The 21,365-nt window shown below is 65.2% G+C and carries 22 protein-coding genes and 1 tRNA gene; 15 read left to right on the top strand and 8 right to left on the bottom strand.

Features of this window, described 5'->3' with window-relative positions; genetic code table 11:
* Positions 1 to 93 precede the first annotated feature (93 nt).
* Positions 94 to 888 carry an FAD-binding oxidoreductase gene (locus tag VF992_03865; GenBank protein ID HEX9340292.1) on the top strand — a complete coding sequence of 265 codons (795 nt, stop codon included), beginning with the start codon at positions 94 to 96 and terminating at the stop codon, positions 886 to 888.
* 105 nt (positions 889 to 993) lie between these two features.
* Positions 994 to 2,154 carry an MFS transporter gene (locus VF992_03860; GenBank protein ID HEX9340291.1) on the top strand — a complete coding sequence of 387 codons (1,161 nt, stop codon included), beginning with the start codon at positions 994 to 996 and terminating at the stop codon, positions 2,152 to 2,154.
* Between the two features lie 9 nt (positions 2,155 to 2,163).
* On the opposite strand, the gene sodX is transcribed toward VF992_03860, so the two are convergent.
* Together sodX and sodN are read right to left on the bottom strand one after the other, a co-directional pair.
* Positions 2,164 to 2,466: a nickel-type superoxide dismutase maturation protease gene (gene sodX, locus VF992_03855; protein HEX9340290.1), complete on the bottom strand. Its 303-nt coding sequence runs from the start codon at positions 2,464 to 2,466 to the stop codon at positions 2,164 to 2,166.
* A 10-nt stretch (positions 2,467 to 2,476) separates the two neighbouring features.
* A complete protein-coding gene (gene sodN / locus VF992_03850; protein ID HEX9340289.1) occupies positions 2,477 to 2,998 on the bottom strand; it encodes a superoxide dismutase, Ni in 522 nt (173 codons plus the stop codon).
* Positions 2,999 to 3,136: 138 nt separating this feature from the next.
* On the opposite strand from sodN, the gene VF992_03845 reads away from it, so the two are divergent.
* Both VF992_03845 and mutY read left to right on the top strand, forming a co-directional pair.
* Positions 3,137 to 3,793 (top strand): N-glycosylase/DNA lyase, encoded by a 657-nt coding sequence (locus tag VF992_03845; GenBank protein HEX9340288.1) that lies wholly within the window; start codon positions 3,137 to 3,139, stop codon positions 3,791 to 3,793.
* Positions 3,794 to 3,929: 136 nt separating this feature from the next.
* Positions 3,930 to 5,006, top strand: coding sequence for an A/G-specific adenine glycosylase (gene mutY / locus VF992_03840; protein HEX9340287.1), 1,077 nt, complete (start codon positions 3,930 to 3,932; stop codon positions 5,004 to 5,006).
* A 13-nt stretch (positions 5,007 to 5,019) separates the two neighbouring features.
* On the opposite strand, the gene VF992_03835 is transcribed toward mutY, so the two are convergent.
* Positions 5,020 to 5,949: a bifunctional helix-turn-helix transcriptional regulator/GNAT family N-acetyltransferase gene (locus VF992_03835; protein HEX9340286.1), complete on the bottom strand. Its 930-nt coding sequence runs from the start codon at positions 5,947 to 5,949 to the stop codon at positions 5,020 to 5,022.
* Between the two features lie 128 nt (positions 5,950 to 6,077).
* Between VF992_03835 and trmY the strand changes: the two genes are divergently transcribed.
* Genes trmY through gcvH form a run of 6 tightly spaced genes read left to right on the top strand, consistent with a single transcriptional unit; the run spans position 6,078 to position 10,275 of the window.
* Positions 6,078 to 6,659, top strand: a complete 582-nt coding sequence (gene trmY, locus VF992_03830) for a tRNA (pseudouridine(54)-N(1))-methyltransferase TrmY (GenBank protein ID HEX9340285.1) — start codon at positions 6,078 to 6,080, stop codon at positions 6,657 to 6,659.
* Complete coding sequence (locus VF992_03825) at positions 6,656 to 7,744, top strand: M20/M25/M40 family metallo-hydrolase (GenBank protein HEX9340284.1); 1,089 nt, start codon at positions 6,656 to 6,658, stop codon at positions 7,742 to 7,744. The genes trmY and VF992_03825 overlap by 4 nt, the downstream gene beginning before the upstream one ends.
* Positions 7,745 to 7,758: 14 nt before the next feature.
* On the top strand, positions 7,759 to 8,955 hold the full coding sequence (locus tag VF992_03820; protein ID HEX9340283.1) for a nicotinate phosphoribosyltransferase: 1,197 nt from the start codon (positions 7,759 to 7,761) through the stop codon (positions 8,953 to 8,955).
* Between the two features lie 37 nt (positions 8,956 to 8,992).
* The gene (locus VF992_03815) at positions 8,993 to 9,652 is read left to right on the top strand and encodes a class I SAM-dependent methyltransferase (GenBank protein ID HEX9340282.1); all 660 of its coding nucleotides are present in this window, start codon (positions 8,993 to 8,995) and stop codon (positions 9,650 to 9,652) included.
* Entirely contained in the window at positions 9,645 to 9,833 is a 189-nt protein-coding gene (locus VF992_03810) for a hypothetical protein (GenBank protein ID HEX9340281.1), read from the top strand. Before VF992_03815 ends, VF992_03810 begins: the two co-directional genes overlap by 8 nt.
* 58 nt (positions 9,834 to 9,891) lie before the next feature.
* Positions 9,892 to 10,275 (top strand): glycine cleavage system protein GcvH, encoded by a 384-nt coding sequence (gene gcvH, locus VF992_03805; protein HEX9340280.1) that lies wholly within the window; start codon positions 9,892 to 9,894, stop codon positions 10,273 to 10,275.
* Between the two features lie 237 nt (positions 10,276 to 10,512).
* On the opposite strand, the gene VF992_03800 is transcribed toward gcvH, so the two are convergent.
* Positions 10,513 to 11,940 carry a helix-turn-helix domain-containing protein gene (locus VF992_03800; GenBank protein ID HEX9340279.1) on the bottom strand — a complete coding sequence of 476 codons (1,428 nt, stop codon included), beginning with the start codon at positions 11,938 to 11,940 and terminating at the stop codon, positions 10,513 to 10,515.
* 885 nt (positions 11,941 to 12,825) lie between these two features.
* On the opposite strand from VF992_03800, the gene VF992_03795 reads away from it, so the two are divergent.
* Positions 12,826 to 12,899 (top strand) — tRNA-Arg (locus tag VF992_03795).
* Positions 12,900 to 13,023: 124 nt separating this feature from the next.
* Here VF992_03795 and VF992_03790 read toward each other — a convergent pair.
* Complete coding sequence (locus VF992_03790) at positions 13,024 to 14,241, bottom strand: MFS transporter (protein HEX9340278.1); 1,218 nt, start codon at positions 14,239 to 14,241, stop codon at positions 13,024 to 13,026.
* A gap of 83 nt (positions 14,242 to 14,324) precedes the next feature.
* Between VF992_03790 and VF992_03785 the strand changes: the two genes are divergently transcribed.
* From VF992_03785 to VF992_03775, 3 genes are read left to right on the top strand one after another with little or no spacing between them, the layout of a single operon-like run.
* Positions 14,325 to 14,789, top strand: a complete 465-nt coding sequence (locus VF992_03785) for a chromate resistance protein ChrB domain-containing protein (protein ID HEX9340277.1) — start codon at positions 14,325 to 14,327, stop codon at positions 14,787 to 14,789.
* Complete coding sequence (locus tag VF992_03780; protein HEX9340276.1) at positions 14,786 to 15,712, top strand: YncE family protein; 927 nt, start codon at positions 14,786 to 14,788, stop codon at positions 15,710 to 15,712. The genes VF992_03785 and VF992_03780 overlap by 4 nt, the downstream gene beginning before the upstream one ends.
* Before the next feature lie 18 nt (positions 15,713 to 15,730).
* A complete protein-coding gene (locus VF992_03775) occupies positions 15,731 to 16,375 on the top strand; it encodes a DUF2148 domain-containing protein (GenBank protein HEX9340275.1) in 645 nt (214 codons plus the stop codon).
* Positions 16,376 to 16,381: 6 nt separating this feature from the next.
* On the opposite strand, the gene VF992_03770 is transcribed toward VF992_03775, so the two are convergent.
* Together VF992_03770 and VF992_03765 are read right to left on the bottom strand one after the other, a co-directional pair.
* The gene (locus tag VF992_03770; GenBank protein ID HEX9340274.1) at positions 16,382 to 17,458 is read right to left on the bottom strand and encodes a pyridoxal phosphate-dependent aminotransferase; all 1,077 of its coding nucleotides are present in this window, start codon (positions 17,456 to 17,458) and stop codon (positions 16,382 to 16,384) included.
* A gap of 81 nt (positions 17,459 to 17,539) precedes the next feature.
* Positions 17,540 to 18,343, bottom strand: coding sequence for a hypothetical protein (locus tag VF992_03765; protein ID HEX9340273.1), 804 nt, complete (start codon positions 18,341 to 18,343; stop codon positions 17,540 to 17,542).
* A 165-nt stretch (positions 18,344 to 18,508) separates the two neighbouring features.
* Here VF992_03765 and VF992_03760 point away from each other — a divergent pair, with 165 nt between their 5' ends.
* Positions 18,509 to 19,678 (top strand): thiolase family protein, encoded by a 1,170-nt coding sequence (locus VF992_03760; GenBank protein ID HEX9340272.1) that lies wholly within the window; start codon positions 18,509 to 18,511, stop codon positions 19,676 to 19,678.
* Between the two features lie 505 nt (positions 19,679 to 20,183).
* On the opposite strand, the gene VF992_03755 is transcribed toward VF992_03760, so the two are convergent.
* A complete protein-coding gene (locus VF992_03755) occupies positions 20,184 to 21,140 on the bottom strand; it encodes an ornithine cyclodeaminase family protein (GenBank protein HEX9340271.1) in 957 nt (318 codons plus the stop codon).
* Between the last annotated feature and the right edge of the window lie 225 nt (positions 21,141 to 21,365).

Below are 21,365 nucleotides of genomic sequence, written 5' to 3'. Positions count from 1 at the left end.
CCGCCGAATTTCTGGATGTGCGGAATTGCGGTTCGCACGCGACGCTACTCTGGACGGAACGTTTAAATCGGTCTTGGAAGTCCCTACATTACAATGATTCGGGAGGCCGTGCCACCGAAGGTCGTGACGGTCCAGAAACCGATCGTCCGCGAGCCCCCCGTGAAGTTCCGATCCGGCAAACACACCGCGATCGTGAAGGAGGTTTTCGACATCGCGCCGAAGTATCCGGAGACCTACCTCATTCGCTTCACGTTCGAGAACGAGGCCTTGTTCGACTTCGAGCCGGGCCAGTTCATCTCGATCTTCGCCGAGAAAGAGGGCAAGCGGATCTCCCGCCCGTACTCGATCGCCTCGTGGCCGGAGAACAAGGCGTACCTCGAGCTGTGCATCAAGGTCGTCGAGGGCGGCTTCATGTCGAACTACCTCCACCACGTCGCCCCCGGGACGAAGCTCCCGTCGATTGGACCGCTCGGCCGGTTCGTGATGGCGGAGCCGATCCCCTATGACACCGTGTTCGTCTGCACCGGTACCGGCGTGGCGCCGTTCATCGCGATGCTTGGCCACATCTGGGACCAAGGCCTGGACGACGGGCGGGAGTTCCACCTGGTCTTCGGTGTGCGGTACGTGCACGATCTGATCTACCGCGACCTGCTCGAGACCTGGGAGAGGCAGCACCCGAACTTCCACTTCTACCCGACGATCTCGCGGCCCGAGACGCCGGACTGGAAAGGCCGCGTGGGCTACGTGCAGAAGATCCTCGAGAACGAACTCACGGAGCACGGCAACAAGCAGGTGTTCATCTGCGGGCTGCACGACATGGTCGAGGACGTGAGGAACCTCTGCGTGCGCCTCGGCTTCGCCCACGTGCGCTTCGAGAAGTGGGACTGAGCGCGTCGTCCGGCACGAGCGTCGAAGCCAACGCCTTTTTGCGGGTTCGCACATTCCCCGGAAAATCGGGGGACGTGCGCCTTGGGGGTTTCGAGGAAGACCGCGATGCGGTTCGTCCTCCTCGTCGGCCTCGTGAGCCTCTTCGCCGACACGACGTACGAGGGATCGCGCAGCATCGTCGGTCCCTACCTGGGCCTGCTGGGCGCCACGGGTACGATCGTCGGGCTCGTCGCGGGCGCGGGCGAACTCATCGGCTATGGCGTCCGGATCGTTTCCGGATACCTGAGCGATCGGAGCGCGCAGTACTGGCCGATCACGTTCGTCGGGTATACGATCAATCTCCTCGCGGTCCCCGCGCTCGCCCTGGCGGGGAATTGGCCCCTCGCAGCCACGCTGATCATCCTGGAGCGGTTCGGAAAGGGCGTCCGGACCCCCGCACGGGACGCGATGCTCTCCCACGCGACGAAGGAGGTCGGCCATGGGTGGGGGTTCGGTGTCCACGAAGCGATGGACCAGATCGGCGCGATGCTCGGCCCGATCGTGGTCGCGGTCGTCCTGTTCCTCGGACAAGGCTATCCGACCGGCTTCGCGATCCTCCTCCTTCCCGCTGTCCTCGCCCTCGCGGTCCTCGCGACGGCGCGCTTCCTGTATCCGCGGCCGCGGGAGCTGGAACCCGTGTCCGCCCCGCTGGAGACGGAAGGCTTTCCACGGGCCTATTGGATCTACCTCGCGGGCGTCGCGTTCCTCGCGGCCGGCTTCGCCGACTTCGCCCTGATTTCGTTCCACTTCGGGCAGGCGGGGATCGTCGCGCCGGTCCTCATCCCGATCTTCTATGCCGTCGCGATGGGCGTCGACGCGCTCGCGGCCCTCGTCTTCGGGCGCCTCTTCGACCGCTTGGGCGTGGCGGTCCTCCTCGTCGCCGTCGTCGTGTCGTTCGGATTCGCGCCCCTCGTCTTCCTGGGGGATTTCACCTTCGCGCTGATCGGTTCGGCGCTCTGGGGCGTCGGCTTGGGGGCCCAGGAGTCGATCATGCGTGCGGCGGTCGCGGGGATGGTCTCCCCGCAACGTCGCGGGAGCGCGTTCGGCGTCTTCAACACGGGATACGGCATCGTCTGGTTCGCCGGGAGCGCGGTGATGGGCGTCCTCTACGACGTCTCCCTGCCGGCCCTCGTCGCCTTCTCGATCGCGGCCCAGCTCCTCTCGATCCCGTGGCTCGTGTGGACGGCGAGGATCCTCAAGGGTCCGTCGCCGCGAGAGGCGACGTGAAGCGCTGCGTCAGGGCCTCGCTGTGAGCCACACCTTCCCGAGCAGGGCACGTCGGTCGACGGGGCCGAAGTGGCGGCTGTCGCGGCTCCCTTGCGGATTGTCGCCGACGACGAAGACCTTCGTGGCGTCCACGACGTTCGCGATGCGCTTGATGAGGAAATTGGGCCCCTCCGGGCTCCGCAAGACGACGACGTCTCCTTCTGCGGGCTTCCGGAATCGATACGCCCACCGATTCACGAGGACGAAGTCCCCGGGCTCGAGCGTCGGCCGCATGCTGTCGTCCTCGACGCGGAAGCGGCCAAGCGGGAGCATTGCGGACGCGTCACTTGAACTTCGGGTAAACCGTCATCCGTTCGGTCGGATACGGCGCCTTCGTCGTGACCGTCTCGACGCCTTTCGTCTTCCAGAAAACCGACGCGATGTCGTTCGTCGCCTTGAGGAGGTCCTCCGCGGCTTGCAGGTTGATCTCTTGTCGCGCCTTCGACGCGGTCTTCAGCGCCTTCCAGAAGAGGTCGTGGAGCTCCGGGAACGTCTTCAGGTGCTCCGGCTTGAAGTAGTCCGCCCACAGGATGCGGAGCTCGCTCTTCGCGATCTCGGCGTGCTGTTCTTTCGTCGCGATGTACCGCGCCATCTTGTTGTTGTAGTCCTGCACCATCTGGGCGGAGTCGCCTGGGAACGGCTTCGGCAGCTCGCTGATCAGCAGGTTCATCCGGATGACGGTGTGCGCGGCGAGCTGCGCATGGTGCGGATCGTAGATGCCGCACGGGATGTCGCAATGCGCATACGCGATCGGGGCCGGGGAAACGCGGTCGAGCCATCGGGCCAACGAGTACAGGAGTGACATGGTCGCCTCGTAGCGGGCTCCGTTATTTAAACGTGTGGCGGCTCCCTCGCTCGCGTTTCCGGATCGACGCCATTCCGTTCGCTACCGGGCCCAGGGCAGCCACAAACTTATGGCGCGAACGCATGTTCCTCCGGTCCGTTGACGCCCCGCTACCGCGGTGTCGATGCCCTACGGACCGAGTACGAGTCGAAGCGCTCGGACATCGAGAGGCGCCTCGAGGACTTCCGCCGCTTCGGCCGCACCCAAGAAGAGCGCCTGTTCGAGGAGCTGTGTTTCTGCATCCTCGCCGTCCAGACGGGGGCGCGCCGGTCCGATGCCGCCGTCGCGGGGCTCCGGGACGCGAATCTGCTATGGTCGGGTCGGCCCTCGGACCTCGCCTCCTTCCTCCGCCACCGAACGCGCTTCCACAATCACAAGGCCGCCTTCATCGTCCGCGCGCGCGAACGTTTCTCGGTCGAAGGCGATGGCCGCCTCTCGGCAACGTTGGGTTCGTTCGCCTCCTCGAAAGACGCCCGCGCCTGGCTCGTGCGGGAGGTCGACGGTGTCGGTCTCAAGGAGGCGAGTCACTTCTTGCGGAACACGGGGCACGGCGAGGATCTCGCGATCTTGGACCGCCACATCCTGAGGAACCTCATCCGCCACGGCGTCATCCGACGCATGCCGCGCACGCTGACGGCCAAGCGCTACCTCGAGATCGAGACGCGCATGGAGCGGTTCGCCCGCGACGTCGGCATCCCGATGGCGGCGCTCGATCTCGTGTTCTGGAGCCGCGAGACGGGCGAGATTTTCAAGTGAGGGGGTCGGGGGGACCGGCCCGGCGAGCGCCTGGTCCGCTCAAAGTCAACCTTGTTTAAGGTTAACGCGACGCCGCCCGGTGGACCCGGCTCTTGGCCCGAATCACTGATGTATCCGCCGCCGCATCGCCCGGCGGATGGGTGAGCCCTCCGTGCCCGAGGTCCGGAGGCGCCTCCTATCGTGGTATGACGCGAACCGGCGGGACCTCCCGTGGCGGCGCACGCGGGACCCGTATCGGATCCTCGTGGCCGAATACCTCCTGCAGCGGACGCGCATCGTCTCGGGGACTCCGTACTACGAGCGGTTCCTCGCGCGCTTCCCGACCGTGCAGGAACTCGCGGCCGCGTCCCTCGACGATGTCCTCAGGGTGTGGGAGGGCCTGGGCTTCTACGGCCGCGCGCGGAACCTGCACGCCGCCGCTCGCTCAATCGTGGAGCGTCACCGCGGACAGATCCCGCGATCGGTCGAGGAGCTCGAATCGCTGCCGGGAATCGGACCGTACACGGCCGGCGCGATCGCGAGCATCGCCTTCGGGATCCCGGTCGCCGCGATCGACGGGAACGTAACGCGCGTAATCGCCCGGCTCTTCCGGATCCGGGAGGACGTGTCGAAGGCGGTCGCCCGGCGGAGGATCGCCGAGATCGCATCCCAGCTCGTCCCGCCTGAACGGCCCGGGGCGTTCAACCAGGCGATGATGGAACTCGGCGCGACCGTCTGCACGCCCACGTCGCCCGCGTGCGACCGGTGTCCCGTCGAAATCCTCTGCCTCGCGCGGCTTGCGGGCGAGGAGCGGGAGCTCCCCGTGTCGGGCGCTCCCCGACCGCCCCGGACGGTTCCGGTCGTGTTCGGCCTCGTGCGTCGCAGGGACCGCGTCCTCCTCGTCCGTCGCCCGGAGAAGGGACTGCTCGCCGGGCTGTGGGCGCTGCCGGGCGGGGAGATGCCCGGGGCGATGGACGAACGACGGGCGCTCCGAGCGCTGATCCGGGACCAGGCCGGACTCCGGGTCCGCGTCGATTCGAGGTTCGCGCCGGTATCGCACACGTTCTCGCACCGGAGGTGGCGCGGGGCGATCTACTCCTGTGCGGCGATCGGTTCGATCCGCCGCGGCGTGGAGGCCCGGTGGGTGCGCTTGGAGGACGCGCCGGCGACTCCGCTCGTCCCGTTCCACCGGAAGGCGCTCGTCGACGCCGTGAAGTCGGCGCGATCCGAATGACCGCGCTCTGCCATCACAGGGTCAGCTCCCTCGTTTGGCCGACGAGGTCCTTGCCATAGCTCCGATGGCGCTCCTCGTCGACGAGGCGGAACCCGGCGCGCTCGTAGATGTGTCGAGCCGCCACCAGCACGTCGTTCGTCCACAAGGTAACTTTCCGGTAGCCCGCGCGCCGCGCGAAGCGGATGCATTCGTTCACGAGCCGGTTTCCGATGCCGAAGCCGCGCGCCCTCGGCTCGACGAGGAGGAGTCGCAACTTCGCGACCGTGGCGGTCTTCTTGACGAGGAACACGCAGCCGACGATCTCGCCGCCGAGCTCGGCGATCCAGCACCGTTCCCGCTTCGGGTCGAAGCGCTGGACGAACTCGGCGACGATGCTCGCGACGAGCGCCTCGAACCGTGCGTCCCACCCGTACTCCTCCCAATACAGCGCGCCGTGGCGGTGGACGACCCAGCCCATGTCCCCCGGCCTCGGCCGTCGGAGCAGCAGCGCGGGCTTCCGTCCCCGCGGCGCGTCCAAGAGGCCTGTGATCGTGCGCATCGCCCGGAGGAGGCGCGTTTGCTCGGCGGCCGACAGCCGGCCCAGCATCGCGCCGATCTCCTCGTCGGATCGTTCGTTCAGCATGGTGAACGCGTCCCGTCCCTGCTCCGAGAGGGCGAGCCGGACCTGGCGCCCGTCCGTCCGGGACCGCCTGGTCCGGAGGAGGCCGCGAGCCTGGAATTGTTTCAGGATCCGGCTCAGGTAGCCCGCGTCGATGCCTAGTTCAGATCGGAGTTCCGTCGCCGTCGTCTCGTCATGCTGCGCGAGTTCGTAGACCACGCGAGCCTCCGTAAGGGAGAACGGGCTCCGCAGGAACGCTTCCTGCAGGACGCCGATTTGTTTCGTGTAGAACCGATTGAACCCGCGCGTTTCGGCCACCCGCTGACGGACGCTTCTCGCGACCATTTCGTTCGGGTGGGAATTGGCGCGATCGTATAATTAGTTGACTTTGTCAAGTATTCGTGCCGGGCCGTACCCCTGGCCGGGATTTTCCTGCGCGGAGGCCTTAAGCCCTTGGGAATAATCGCTCGGGAGTGCGGCGGTTCCTGATTGTGGGGCATCGAGCGTCGACCTCGCCCACGTTCTCCCTGGACGACCTGGCGGGAACCGCCGGACGGATGGACATTCTCCTCCATGCAGCCAACGCGGCCCTCCTCCTCGCCCACGGCATCCGTCGGGAGGCGGAGGCCGCGCTCCTGCTCCTAGGCCCTCCGGATCCGCCGCGGCTCGTCCGGCTGATCGGACACCGGCTCCGCAGCTACCAGCCGGACATCCGCAGCAACGCCGCGCTCGTCCGCGCGGCGCTCGCGAACCCGTCTCGCGTGGAACGAGAGGTGGCACCCGGCGTGCTCGCGTCGCGCGCGACGCTCGAGGATTCCCTCGACCGTCTGGGCCCGACGTTCGTCGAGTTGCGGGAGGACGGCACGGACATCCGCAAGACGGACCTCCCGACGGACGCGACGTTCCTCCTCTCGGATAACCAGGACCTCTCGGCGGACGAGAAACGCATTGTCCGGGAGCGAGGAGCCCTCGTCGTGAACGTAGGGCCCCTCCCCCTCCACGCGGACCAGGCGATCGCAATCGTCCACAACGAGCTCGACCGGAGGAACGCATGAACGTCCGCGAGTACGCCCGCTCGACCCTCGAGGAGTTCGTGCGGATCCCCTCGACCCCGGAGTCGGACATGTCGCCGATCCTGAAGGCCGCCGAGGCGGCGATCGAGGACCTCGGCCTCCGCCCGGTCGTCCATCCGGACATCCATGCGGTCGTCGCATCTTCGGGATCGGGCGGGGTCCTCCTGAACGGCCACCTCGACACCGTGCCGATGGGATCCGGTTGGACGCACGCCCCGGGAAGCTGGGAAGGCGATTTCCTCTACGGCCGGGGGACCGCAGACATGAAAGCGGGATGCGCCGCGGCGTTGGCCGCCGCCCGCGCCCTGTTGGACGAGAACGTCCCTTTCTCCCTCGTCTTCACGACCGACGAGGAGACGACAATGAACGGGGCGATGAAGCTCGCGTCGTCCGAGGAAGTCAAGACCGCCGCCGCGGTCGTTGTCGCGGAGCCGTCGGCGTTGCGGGTCATCACGTCCGAGAAAGGACTCCTCTGGTTCCGCGCGACCACGAGAGGGCGGGGCGCGCACGGGAGCATGCCGCATCTCGGGGACAACGCGATCCACCGGATGGCCCGGGTGCTGCTCCAACTCGAGCGGTACGGCCGACCGAAGGACGTTCACACCGAGGTGACCGTCAGCGTGGGCGCGATCCACGGCGGCACGAAAGCGAACGTCGTCGCGGACGCGTGTAGCGCGGACCTCGACTGCCGGTATCCTCCGGGGATGACGAAGGACGACGTCGAGGTGCTCCTCCGCGACGCCTTCGCGACGGCGAAGGAGGACGTGTCCCTCGAGTTGTTCCACGAGGTTCCCGCCTTCGCGGTGCCGACGGACGCCGGGCACGTGCGACTCCTGCGAGATCTCGCCGGGACGGAGGTCGCCGCTGTCACATACGGCACGGAGATGGCCTATTACGGACAAGAGAACCCTCGGTGCGCCGTCTTTGGCCCGGGCGAAACGGAACGGATCCACGTCCCCGACGAACGCGTCGCTCTGGCGGACGTCGTGCGCGCCGCGGAGATTCTCGCCGCCTACGGAGCAAGGATGAGGGCGACGACCAAAGGCTCTAATACGCACAGAAAGTAGCCGCGATGGGACCGATGCCCAAGCCCGCGTCCGGCCGTGACTTCTACATCGCCACGGCGGACGAGATTCGAGCGGGCCGGACGACGGACATCTACTTCGTGCGGACCCTCGACATCCTGAAGAAAGCGGGCCGGGACCGGGTGAACGTCGTCGCGGAAGTGACGACGGGCGCCTTGCCGAACGGATGGCCGTGGGGGATCTTCTGCAGCCTCGAGGAGGTCGTGCATCTCCTCGAAGGCAAGGCGGTCAGCCTCTGGGCGCTCCCGGAGGGAAGCGTCTTCCCGGCGAAGACGCCACGGGGCATTCCGGCCCCGGTGATGATCGTCGAGGGAGCGTACGGCGACTGGGCGATGTACGAGACGCCGGTCCTCGGGATGATCTGCCAGGCGAGCGGCATCGCGACGAAGGCCGCGCGCATCCGAAAGCTCGCGGATGGCAAGCAAGTCCTCTCCTTCGGCGTGCGCCGCATGCATCCGGGGATCGCGCCGCTGATCGAGCGGTCCGTGACGGTCGGCGGTCTTGATGCGATCACGACGCCCCTCGGCGCCGATCTCCTCGGCGCGCCCGCGGTGGGAACGATGCCCCACGCCCTCGTCATCGTGATGGGCGGTCCGCGGGAGGCGTTCGCAGCGGTCCACAAGTACCTCGAGGCGAAAATCCCCCGCATCGCCCTCGTCGACACGTACTACGACGAGAAGACGGAGGCGCTCATGGCCGTCGAGGCGATCCCCGATCTTGCGGGCGTGCGGCTCGACACGCCGGCGTCGCGGCGGGGGAACTTCGCGGCGATCGTCCGCGAGGTCCGTTGGGAGCTCGACCTGCGCGGCCACGAGGACGTCAAGATCTTCGTCTCCGGGTCGGTCGACGAGAAATCGATCCCTGCCTTGCTCGAGGCAGGCGTGGACGGATTCGGCGTGGGCACGAGCCTGAGCAACGCGCCGACGATCGACTTCGCGATGGACATCGTCCAGGTCGACGGCACGCCGAGCGCAAAGCGCGGGAAGTTCGGCGGTCGGAAAGACCTCCAGCGTTGTCCGAAAGACGGCACGTACGAAGTCGCCGCGAAGACGTGCCCCGTTTGCGGCTCGAAGATGGCGTCGGCGTACGTCCAGTACCTGGACCGCGGGCGCACGACGGCCTCGCTGCCGGCCCTCGCCGAAATTCGCGAGCGCGCGGTGCGGGAGACGCAGCGGGCGTCGCTCGAATCCTGAGCGAGCCTTTATTTCGCGGGGCTTTCCCTTTCGGTCGATGCGCCGTTCGAAGGCGTCCGTGCGCGACACCTACGATCGGATCGCGTCGTCCTACGCGTCATCTCGGACGCGTCCCTGGCCGGAGGTCCTCGAGTTCATCGCGACGCTGCCCGCAAGGTCGGCGATCCTCGACGTCGGATGCGGCCACGGTCGGCATGCGAAGCCGGCGGCCCGCGCGGGCCATCGGGTCGTCGGCGTCGATCTCTGTCGGCCGTTGCTCGCGATCGGCCGCGACGCTCCGGCATCGAGGATTCGCGATCCCGTGGAGTGGGTCGTCGGAGACGCGACCTCCTTGCCCGTTCGGGATTCGACCTTCGACGCGGCACTGTGCGTTGCAGTCCTCCATCACCTCCCGTCGCGCGACGATCGCCTCGCGTCCCTCGCGGAGGTGCGTCGCGTGTTGCGCCCTTCCGGACGCGCGTTCGTCAGCGTCTGGGCGAGAGACAATCCGTACTTGCGCGACGTCGTTGGCGTGCGATCCGAGGACGATGACGTCGAAGTCCCGTGGCACCTTCCCGACGGCACCGAGGTGCCGCGGTTCTATCATCTCTTCTCCGAGGGCGAGCTCGAGCGATTAATTATCGAATCCCGGCTTCACGGAGAAAGGTTTTTCCGGGCCTCTGGGAACGATTTTGCGGTGGCGACGAAACATGGCTGACCTTGTCGGTTCGGTCGGAGCGTTCCTCGACACGATCGTGCACAATCCTGTGTACCTCCTCCTAACGGTCGGCGGGATCGCGCTCTTCGTCCTCCTCCTCGTCGCGCACCGCATTCACAAGATCCACAGCCAGGAGATTTTCGTCCACCAGGCGTGGGGCGCGAACTGGAAAGGCCGCTGAACCCTTCGAAACCCTCATATCCGCACGGCCGCATCGAGGCGGTCCGGCGGGGTTCGATTTGTCCAACGTCCCGGAGACGCTTCGCTACACGAAGGACCACGAGTGGGCGAGATTCGAAGGGAACCGCGCCCGCGTCGGCATCACCGACTACGCGCAGGACCAGCTGACGGATGTGGTCTACGTCGAGTTGCCTCCGGTCGGGAAAGCGATCAAACAGGGGGACCCCCTCGGCACGGTCGAGTCCGTGAAGGCCGTGAGCGAGATCTTCGCGCCGATCAGTGGCAAGGTCATCGACGTGAACCAGGCCCTTGCGGACAAGCCGGAGCTCGTGAACAAGGACCCGTACGGGGAGGGCTGGATGGTCGTCCTCGAGGCCGCGGGGCCGTCGCAGGCGAACTCGCTGATGGACGCCGCGACGTACCGCGGGCACATCGGCGAGTGACTTGCCTCCCGCTAACCAAGATGTGAGGAACCCTTTTATCAACGGCGACGGTTCGACCGCCGGGCACGTCGGCTAGTTTGGACTTGCCGACATCTCCTCCATGTGACGGGCACTGGACGTCCTTTAAATACGCTTAGTGGCCGCGCGGCCAGTTCTTGCAGTGGGACACGCCCGACTTAGACGGTCTCAAGCTCCGGATGCCGCTCACGCGCTGTCGCACACCAGCCCAAACCGGGGTTACTCGGTCGGAAAGTAGCGAACGTAGCGGCGGAGGCGTTCTTGGCGTAGAATCCCCTCGCGGACGAGGCCTTGGAGGGTGTACGCAACCGAGGACGCGCGGTGCCCCGTCAACCGGGCGATCTCCCGCACCCCAGCTCCGGGAGACCCCTGGACGGCTCCCAAGATTGACCGCTGCAACGCGCTCAGAGGCACATCCTTCCATAGTGACGCGTCCCCGTCCGGGTAGTACCAACGATGCCGCCGATGGACCTTGGACCGGACCAGTCCTTGGTTTTCCAAGACCGCAAGGTGGTAAGTCGCCACGCCATTTTCGAGGCCGACGGCGTTCCGGATCACCGAGAAGGACGACCCCGGATTGTCCCGGACGTACTCGTAAATCAGGGCACGCACTTTCTTCTGAAGCACTTTTTCCTTGGCTAAACGAGTGTACTGGATCGCAGATAGGACAGCCCCGAACAGGAAGATGCCGGCGACGGTGGCCGCGACCGAAACCAACGGAAGCGCGGGAGAAGGTGAGGGAGGACCTACATCGATTGTGAAATTCGTAAGGCCCCAAGCCTGCACCGGAAGCTGGCCATAACCGGTTGACGAGTTGCCCGCCTGCAGCACGAGGCCATAATTATCCGGAGCCAGCCCTGCAAAGACTACTGGGGTGCCGTCCCAGGTCGTCTCTCGCACTGTTGCCCCGGTCGCGAGGTCCCGCAATTCCACCGTTAGAGAGCGTGCGGGGAGAGTGCCCTTGATGGCAATTTCGCCTCGGATCGCGCCGGTCACGGATCGGACAAAGATGCCGTTCCCGGGAGCATCGGGTGTCGATGGATCGCCCGACTCCCAAGCAAGGAAGACGTTCTGGTCTCCGGCTGCGGCGAGATTCTCTTGATACCAGACGCCCGTCGGAAGAGGGGAGTGGAAGCTGATCGAGAACGTCGACGCGTTGAAGCGGTCCAGGGATCGATTGGAGACGGCGACGTAGAGAGTCGCGTTCGTGGAATAGGCAGCCGGCGTCGTCCACGCGATGTACAGACGCCCTAGGTCGTCAAAGACCGCGGAATGACCGAAGCCCCCGCCAGGAACTGGCGCGACGACGATAGGCGAGCCCCAGGTCCAACCGTTGTCTCGCGAAACCGAGACGACAATCCCCCCGAGTTGGCTCCAAGTCACCGCGAAGATTCCTTGGGACGACACGGCGACAGACGGCATTTGATAACCGACGTCCGCCGCCGACAGGTTCGTGGCGTTCGACCAGCTCGCTCCGCCATCGTGAGAGATGATTGCGGCGATGTACTTTGGCACAACATTGTAACTCAGTGCAACCACCACCTGGTTGTTGTACGCCGTTACTTCCGGGTACAACCCGCCCGGGGTGGCGGGCAGGATTTCTACCGGAGTGGACCAGTGCGATCCTCCGTCGTGCGACGCGCTCATGAGGATCGGCCCCTCTACAATTTCCCATACCGTGTAAGGAGCCCATACGGCATAGAGCGTGCCCGTAACGGGATCGCGGGCGAGGGACGTTGGAGAAGCGGCGTCTCCCAACGCCGCAGTCACATTCCATGTCGCCCCGCTATCCGTCGAGACGAGGATCCAGGGTCCCCACGATGCCATAACCAAGGTGCCATCGGGAAGCACAACTGTCTCAACGCTCCATCCCGGTAGGTTGGTCTTATTGATCTCAAGCGTCTGGAATGACTTTCCACCATCAAAAGATCGGATGACCACGAGTGGGGCGCACGACGCGTTCGCCGGACGGACGCACGAGGTGTTCCCCATGTTGTGCGTCGCGTTCAGGCCCAGGACGAAGACTGTTCTGAGATTCTCTGGAGGGGGCCCCGTGGCAATCCGAGGAATCCACATCTGGGAAATCGGAGCAATGCGGACGGAATCGTTGTAACCAGATGGGTCGATTGTGTACCGGAGCCCGGGTGCTGTTGAGAGCGCGATCCAAGCAAAAGGAATCGACATCAGAAGCGCCGCCGCTGCCAAGCAGTAGATGACGGTTCGGACGGGGAAGATTGGCCGCATACTTGCCCAAACCGCTCTAGACCCCGCGGCGTATTCAATCGATTGGTGCAGATTCGTACAGTTGGGCTCGCGTCCTGCTCAGCCGGGAGGAGCATGCCGGTATCACGTATTTTCAAGTCCTCCTAAAAGGTGCGCCTGGCCCACCAAACAGGTTCAGGTCGTTACCACTCCCGCGACGCAACGAACCACCTTGGAGTCCTCACACTTGCGAAGTCCAGACGTTTGCCGTCGTGTCGAACCAGTTCGGGACGGTTAGGCTCATCAAGGGGTGGGGGCCATCCGGGGCTCGCCCGCTTAGGTTAGCCTGGATAGACTACCGGGCTTCGGACCCGGCGAGTGGGGTTCAAATCCCCAAGCGGGCGTATTCCCCCCATGGGGGTTTACGGGCCTCAGACAGTTTGGACTAGGCTATGGGCCTTCGGAGCCTAGGACGGGGGTTCGAATCCCTCCGTGCCCGCTCTTCTCCGGCATGCGGCCGGCGGGGCGTCACTTCGCGAGCTCCTCTGGAGGCCGGACCTTGCGAAAGTTCCCGTAAATCAACAGGTCGTACGCCAACTTGAGGGACCCGGCGGCCACCAGCGGGGTCCCGAGCCAGAGGTTCGCCAAGGCGTAGCCCGCCAGCGATGGACTGATCGACGAAGAGACCGTGCGCGTTGCGCTCGTGAGGCCCGCCGCCGCGGTTCGGTCTTGTTCGTCCACGATTGACATGACGTACGATTGCCTCGTCGGCACATCCATCTGCGACAACGACTGTCGACCCAGGAGAAGAGCGACGGCGCTCGCGGCCGTCGGGGCGAACGCGACGGCGATGAGCAACACGTTCGAGGGCACGTGGGTGAAGACCATCGTCCGCAACAAGCCGACCTTCCGCGCGATCCGCTCGGCCAGGAGGAAGGACAACGCGGTCACAAGCTGCGTCGCAAAGAAGATGGCCCCGAGCGTGGAAAGATCCAGCCCGAACCGGAGGTAGAAGTAGTAGGAGAGGAGGCTCTGCCCGATGAACCCGCCGCCGAACGAGTCCACCGCAAAGAGGGCCGACAGCTTGACCACGATGGGGCGACCGCGGGGGGATATGGCGGAGCCTCGGGCGCGGCCCGCGTCCGGCTCGACATGGCTCGACAAGCGGGAGTAGAACGCGGCGCCGAGGAGGCCCGAGATCATGTACCCCAGGAAAAGCGGCGAATACCCGATGTAGTTCGGGAGGCCTGCGAGGAGCGCCCCGGCCGAGGACGCTCCGTATCCGACCAGGTTGTACACGCTGAACGCAAGGGTCCGTCGATCGGCGTGACACGTTCGCGGGAGGATCGCCGTCTCGAGCGAAAGGAACGGACCGACTTCTCCTGCCCCGACCGTCATGTTCCCAACGATGCCGGCCAAGACCGGGGCCCACCAATCCCTCGCGCCAAAGAGGAGGGCACCCGCCACGACATCGGCAAGGGCGAAGAAGACGAGCGTTTTCCTCCGGCCGATACGATCCGCAAGGAAGCTGATCACGAGCGTGTAGAGCGCGCTGCTGAGGACGGTCGCGGTCAGGACGATTCCGATGGCGACGGGAGTGAAGCCGAGTTGGGCGAGGTAGACACCAAAGATGACTCCGAGGAAGCCGTAGGGGACCGTTCGGACCGTCTTCTCGAGGAAGATGAGCTTCCCGTCCCGATCGATCCAGTCTCCGAGGCCCACAAATCTCCCCGTGCGGAGCACCATGCTTCGAACGCCGCGCGCCGCGAGGACGTGAAAATATACATAGATGTGCTGCCTGCTTGGTGGTCGGATTTGGGAGGGCTTCGATGAAATGGGTAACCCGAGAGAAGGCAAAGGTGGATCGAATCGCGTGTCCCTGGCTCATCACGAAATTCGTCGATCCGAAGGCAGAGTTCCTGTTCGTGCCTCGGGAGAAAGTCTTGGAGGTCGCGAAGACACAGAGTGCGATCCCCTACGACAGTCCCGGCGCCGAGCTGTTCCACTACAAGGAGGGAGGCGACGAGCGATGCAGCTTTGACGCGATCATCAGGAAGTACAAGCTCTCGGATCCGGCGCTCCTCGACATGGCCGAAATCGTGCGCACGGCGGATGCGGCTCCGCGGACGCGACGTGCCGAGGGTGCGGGGCTCGAGGCGATGGCTCTGGGGTTCCGAGCGAATGCGAAGGACGATTTCGAGAACATGCGGCTTCAGTTCCCCGCGTACGATGCGCTCTATGCGTACTGCAAACTCAAGGTCGAGGGCAACGCCAAGCTGGAGCACGCGACTTGATGGGTCTCCGGCTCTTGGGCTATGTCGAGCTTCCCGCGCATGCGAAGGATGGCGGTTTCGATCATGCCGCGGTCCATCGTGCTTCCTTCAGGCTCTACGTCGCCCACACTTCGAACGATTGTGTCGATGTCGTGGACTCTCTCTCCAATCGATTCCTCCGGTCGATTCCCGGACTGAAGGGAGTCGCGGGCGTCCTCGTATCGGATGAGCGCAATCTCATGTTCGCCGCAAATCGTGCAGAGAACACGGTTAGCATTTTCGCCGCGGACAGCGGGGAGGAAATGGTGAGACTTGCCGTGGGCATTCGCCCCAATGGGCTCGCCTTCGATCCCTCGCGCGGTCTCTTACTCGTGGCGAATGTTGGCGATGCAGGCGTCCGGAACTCCTCGACCGTTTCGCTGGTCGATGTCGACCAGAAGGCCGTCACCGGTACCGTGGTGCTTCCGGGGCGCCCTCGGTGGGCCGTGCACGACGGGCCGACGGCTGCTTTCTACCTGAATATCGCGGATCCGCCGCTCATCGTGCGAATCGATGCGAAGAGTCCTTCGGGAACTCGGGAGGCCTACGAGATTCCCGCCAAGGGACCCCATGGCCTCGACCTCGACCCGCGCGGGAGACAGCTCTTCTGCGCCTGTGACGGAGGGAAGCTGGTCGCGGTCGACGTAGACTCGGGGGAGGTCCGGTCGGTTGGGGAACTCAGCGGCGCGCCGGACGTTGTTTACTTCAACGCCGCGCTGAACCGTGTCTACGTCGCCGTCGGAGACCCTGGAGTGATCGATGTCTTCGACGCGAGGCGCATGAAGCTCCTCGAAACCGTGCCGACGGAGAAGGGAGCCCACACATTGGCGATCGACCAACAGGAAAACAAGGTGTACGCCTTCCTGCCTGCCACCCACCGGGCGGCGGCATGTCAAGACGAGTGACCGATGGAGTGGTGACGGATGGACCAGAACGAGATGTTCACAGAAGTGGTGGAAAACGTCGCGAAGATGTGCGCCGTCAGCGCGATGACCGCTCCAAAGAGCGGAGGGCAGCTGTTCCTCAAAGGATCCAGGCCCTTCATTGAGACCACGATCGTCAAGGACAAGGAAACGCTCCACCGCCTCGCGGAATGGCTTCGGGCTCGGGGAACGAAACTGAAGAACCCCATTTTCTTCCGCGACGCCGACACCACGGAGAAGGTCGATCTGATTTTATTCATCGGACTGGAGAAGTGGTACCCGCCGATGTACGACTGCGGCGCGTGCGGTTACGGCACCTGCAACGAATTCCTGCGGGCCACTCCGGCCCATCATGTCCAGGAGTCCGAGGATTGGGAATTCCTCGGACCCATTTGCCAGCTTCGCTGTGTGGACCTAGGGATTGCGGTGGGATCCGCCGCGAAACTCGCGAGCATGAACAACGTGGACACCCGCTGCCAGACCCGAGTCGCCGCGGCCGCGAGGCATCTCGGGGTCATTCAGTCGGACCTGGCCGTCGCGCTGTCGATGAGCGTGTCTCACAAGAGTATTTTTTTCGACAAGAAGATTCCTCAGGTCGACTTCGAAGCGCTGTCAACAGTCGGAGCGCGACCGGCGGGTGCATGAGATGGACTATGAGGCTGCTCGGAGTGCCTTCCGAAGGTTCTCGAGGCCCTGTTGCAACTCGTCCGTGTCGCCGCCCAACCCAAGGCGGAAGTGATCGTCCAGCCCGAAGAACCGGCCTTGCGCGATCACGGTCTTGAACTTCCCTTGAAGGGTCTCCCCGAGGGCGGGGACATCGACCGTGCTGTGGGGGAAGAGGACGGTACCCCACGGCGGAACATCTCCTTGGAGGGCCGGCATCTCCGCCAGCGCCTCGCTCACGAGCATGCGGTTCCGGGTCAAGATGCGCTTCGCTCGATCGAGGAAGAAGTCCCATCGTTCGAGCGCCCAGCTTGCGAGCAACTGACCGAGCGCCGAATTTCCGCCCGACGTGTAGTCTTTCAGGCGGCCGAACCGCTCCAATAGGTCCGGATCGGCGACGACCCACCCGGATCGGAGCGTCCCGAGTCCGCACACCTTGGTCACCGTCGAAAGGGCAATCATCCTGGGACCGAACGTGGCGGCGCTGGGGGGCGTCTTGTCAAACGCGAGTTCTCGAAACGTCTCGTCGACGAGCACGTATCCGCCGGAATCTCGGGCGATGTCCGCCAGTTCCTGGATCTCCGACTTCGAAAGGGCGGCCGAGGTCGGGTTGCCCAGGTTGGCGAATACGAGCAACCGAGCCCCCTGCTTCGCTTCCTCCCTCCACCGCTCGAGGTCGAGCTGCCATCCATCGTCGCAGCTTCGCGGAATTCGGATCACGTCCGCACCGAGTCCGGTCGGCACGTCCCGCAACGGCGAGTACGTCGGCGAGTCGACGAGGACCCGGTCGCCCGGCCGCACCAGCGACGCGTTCACGAGAAAGTTGCCCTCGGTGGCGCCGGTCGTCATGAGGACGCGATCGGCACGCGTCCCGTGACGGCTCGCGATCATCTTCCGGAGCGCCTCCGGGCCGTTCGTGTTCGTCCAGTTCAGGTCGAGGTCGTTCGGCAGCTCCCGGTGGAATTCCCCGAAGGTGAATTGCTGCACGTTCGAATAGGAGATGTTCAGCCGGACGTCCCGCACCCGGTCGTAATAGTGCAGGTGCTCGAAGGTCGGGAAGTCCACGGCCGGGCCAAGGCCCGTCGGTGCATCAACTTTCGTCTCGACTTCCATCCCAATTGAAAAATAAAAATGGGCCGCCGACGGTCACAGCGGCCCGCAGGTGTAGGTGGGGTGGTGGGGAATCCCGAGTCCGTCCGGCCGCTCGGCCCAGAACTTGAACGCGAAGCTGCCGCGGGACTGCGGGTGGATCTCCACGAGGAAGCCGTCTTGCGGGGCTCCCCCGAACGCGACGAAGCGGTCGGCGAAGACCGTCGTGAGCGTCCAGTCGGCAAGGTTCGAGCTGTCCGGATTCCCGGAGCCGACCATCGCGTAGTAGTTCAGCGCCTTCAGGAGGGCCGATCCGGAATTCCGGACGCCCGCGGAGGCGTTCAGTCCGGGGTCGACGAGGGACTCGTAGCCCGCCGGGTCCCGATCCTGGATCTCGTGGAGCACGGAGGGCCAGTACTCCGCCGCGCCGATCGCCCGGTCCACGTCCGCGAGGCTCGTGCCCTCGCCGAAGGCCACGCCCTTCGGGGCGAGGAGCGGGCCGTGCCAGCCGATGTAGTAGAGCAGCCGCGTCCCGGAGACGACCTCCTCCGCGCCGCAACCCGCGTACACGGTCAGCTCGCCCGGCGTCGTCGTGTTCGGGTTCCGGACCTCCATCCGCAGGACCGCCGGGACGGGCCGGTTCGCGTTGCTCGCCATCGTCGCCACGACCCGGAAGACGTCCCCGGGGGCCACGGAATCGGGGACGCCGTCGACCGACAGCGTGACGGCGAAGCCCGTCACCTGTACGTCCTTCGACACCGTGTTGCTCAGGGTAGGCGTCAGGACGCCCACCGCGCTCGCCGCCAACAAGACCGCCACGCAGATCATCGCGCGCGGCCCCAGTTTGATTCCGTTTCCCATCGTTCGCACCTCGCCCGCCTCTCCGAGGCGGGTCGGTCGGCGGAGCGGCGTCCCGTCGGGATAAGGCGGGCGCGTGCATGCATCCTGCACGTAGGCGCGGCCGTCGTCTTGACGACACCTTCAATATCCTCCGACTCACTCGTTGCCTGGCATAGAGGAATCTCCCTGACCGATGTCGTGATCGCCGGTGCCTGTCGGACCCCGGTGGGCAAGTACGGGCGGGCGTTCCGGAACGTCGAGGCGGTGCGGCTCGGGAGCACGGTCGTCGCGGAGGCGGTGAACCGCACGGGGCTCGTGCCCGCGGACATCGAGGAGGTCCTCATGGGCAATGTGATCGCGGCAGGCCTCGGGCAGAACCCGGCGCGGCAAGCCGCACTCTTCGGTGGACTGCCGGACCGCGTCGGAGCGGTGACGATCAACAAGGTCTGCGGCTCCGGGTTGCAGGCGGTCATGTTCGCCTCGGACATGATCCGCGCCGGCTCCGCGGAGATCCTCCTCGCGGGCGGGATGGAGTCGATGAGCCGAGCCCCATACCTGGTGAAGGAGGCCCGCTGGGGCACCGGGATCAACAACGTCCCGTTCGTCGACGCGATGGTGAGCGACGGCCTCTGGGACGCGTACAACCAGTTCCACATGGGCATCACGGGCGAGATCGTGGCAGAGAAGTTCCACGTCACGCGCGAAGAGATGGACCGCTTCGCGTTCGAGAGCCAGCGGCGCGCGGCCGCCGCGACCCAGGAAGGCCGGTTCAAGGAGCAGATCATCCCCGTCGAGGTCCCCGGCGCGAACCGCGTCGAAGTCGACGAGGGCATCCGAACGGACACTTCCCTCGAGAAGCTCGCGAGGCTCCCGCCGGTGTTCCGGGAGGGCGGTCAGGTGACGGCCGGGAATGCGTCGCAGTTAAGCGACGGGGCGGCGGCGATGGTCGTGATGTCCGAGGCCGCGGCAGAGCGCCACGGCGTGAAGCCGCTCGCCCGCGTCGTCACGTACAACACGGTCGGCGTGAAGCCGGAGTCGGTCATGGAAGCGCCGATCCCCGGCGTCCGGAAGCTCCTGAAGCAGACCGGCTTCTCGGTCGAGGACATCGACCTGTTCGAGCACAACGAGGCGTACGCCGCCGCGAGCCTCGTGGTGATGCGCGAGCTCGGGATCCCGCACGACAAGTTCAACGTCAACGGCGGCGCGGTCGCGCTCGGCCACCCGATCGGCTGCAGCGGCGCGCGCGTGCTCACGACCCTCATGTACGCGATGAAAGACCGCAACGCGAAGCGAGGCCTCGCGACCTTATGCCTCGGCGGCGGTAATGCGGTATCGATGATCGTCGAGCGGCCTTGATTTGTAAGGTGAAAATTCGGTCTATGAATCCGCGAAGCGCATCGTTTCGCCGTTGTCCCTCGCACTCGTCGCGCCTCGTGATCTGCAGACCCGCGGTCGTCCAACTACGCTATGTCGACCGTGTCCGGTTCGGCAGCGGCTCGGCTGACAGACCGAGCCTGTTTGGGAAGCCCTCCCGTCGACGACCGCTGGCAGCCTCCCGGCCGGCGGTCCAAGGCACGCACAGAACCGGGCAGGATGGAGGCAGTGCAGTCCGTCACTAGCCTACGAGTGCCCAGATCATGAGTCCCACGATAACTGCTATGACCACCATGATAAATCCTCTTGGATCCATTCGCTTCTCACCTCCCTCCGGTCGTCCTTACCTTTCGTACGGATGGCAACGTTATACATCGTTTCCGGAACGCGGTTTTCGGGCTAGAAGTAGTTTCGGGTACCGGATGCGCCCGGGCGTGAGTCTGTCGGGGCTCGATGTGCCCTGATGTCCATTGCTTTGCGATGATTGTCACAAGGAGACGGGCTTGCCGATTCCGCGGTCCCTGGCGCGCTCGTAGACGAACGCAGCCACGGCGACATCCTCGATCGCCACTCCATGAGACTTGAACAACGTGATGTCGTCGACGTTCGTGCGGCCCTCGACTTTGCCCGCGATGACTTCGCCGATTTCGTGGATGCGGTCCCAGGTGATCAGGCCGCGTTTCATCGGTTCGACAAGGTCGCCACCTTCCTCCTTCGCCTGCTCGATCGAATCGGTCGCTACGAACGCGCATCGACGAGCCGCGGCGTCATCGAGTTCCCGAGTCTCGAGTCGATTCGCTCCGATCGCGTTGATGTGACAACCCGCTCGCAGCCACTCTCCGTGGATGACGGGCCGAGGCGCGTTCGTCGCCGCGATGGCAACGTCGGCGTCACGAATCGCCTCCTCGGCCGACCCCGTCGCTTGAACGGTCACCCCGAGGACGGAGGACATCTTGGTCGCGAAGGCGTCGCGATGCGCCTTGTCCCGAGCGTAGCAATGGATTCGCCGGATGGAGCGGACCGCGCAGACCGCCTCCAGTTGACTCTCCGCCTGCCACCCCGTCCCGACGATGCCGACCGTCGATGCATCGGATCGAGCGAGGTATTTCGTCGCAACGCCGGATGCCGCACCGGTCCGCTGCTGTCCGAGCCGGTTCGCCTGAATCACCGCGACGAGTTCCCCAGAGGCGATGTCGAAGAGGTGAACCCAGAATCGGATCCCCGCTCGGGATGTCGTGTAATACTTGAACCCGGCGTATCCCCGCGCCGGCCACGACGCGAGCATGATGTTAACCGTGGCCTCCCGCGTTCCGACCCGTTGGCGCGGTCGGTTCGTGGCCTCGCCTCGCCCCAACGCCCGCAGCCCTTCCTCGACGGCCCCCAACGCGTCGTCCATCCGAAGGAGGCCCTCGACGTCCTTTTCCGTCAGGAGAAACGGCGGCATCCGGTCGCCGGATATCTGGAAGGGGCCTATTTGACGACTTTGGGGCGCTCCCTCAATTCCGAGTCTCACTCCCGAAGAGATAGCCGGTGAATCCAAGGCCTACGGACTATCCCTAGCCGCCGTGTATCATTGACCGAACTCCAACCCCGCAAACTCTTTGCAGATCGGAAAGTCGGCCCATGAATCGGCGAACGGGCCGTTTCGCCTTCCGCTGTCCGCGTGTGG

This window comes from Thermoplasmata archaeon, assembly GCA_036395115.1.
Taxonomy (GTDB): domain Archaea; phylum Thermoplasmatota; class Thermoplasmata; order RBG-16-68-12; family RBG-16-68-12; genus RBG-16-68-12.
This window is presented reverse-complemented; position numbering and strand designations above follow the sequence as displayed.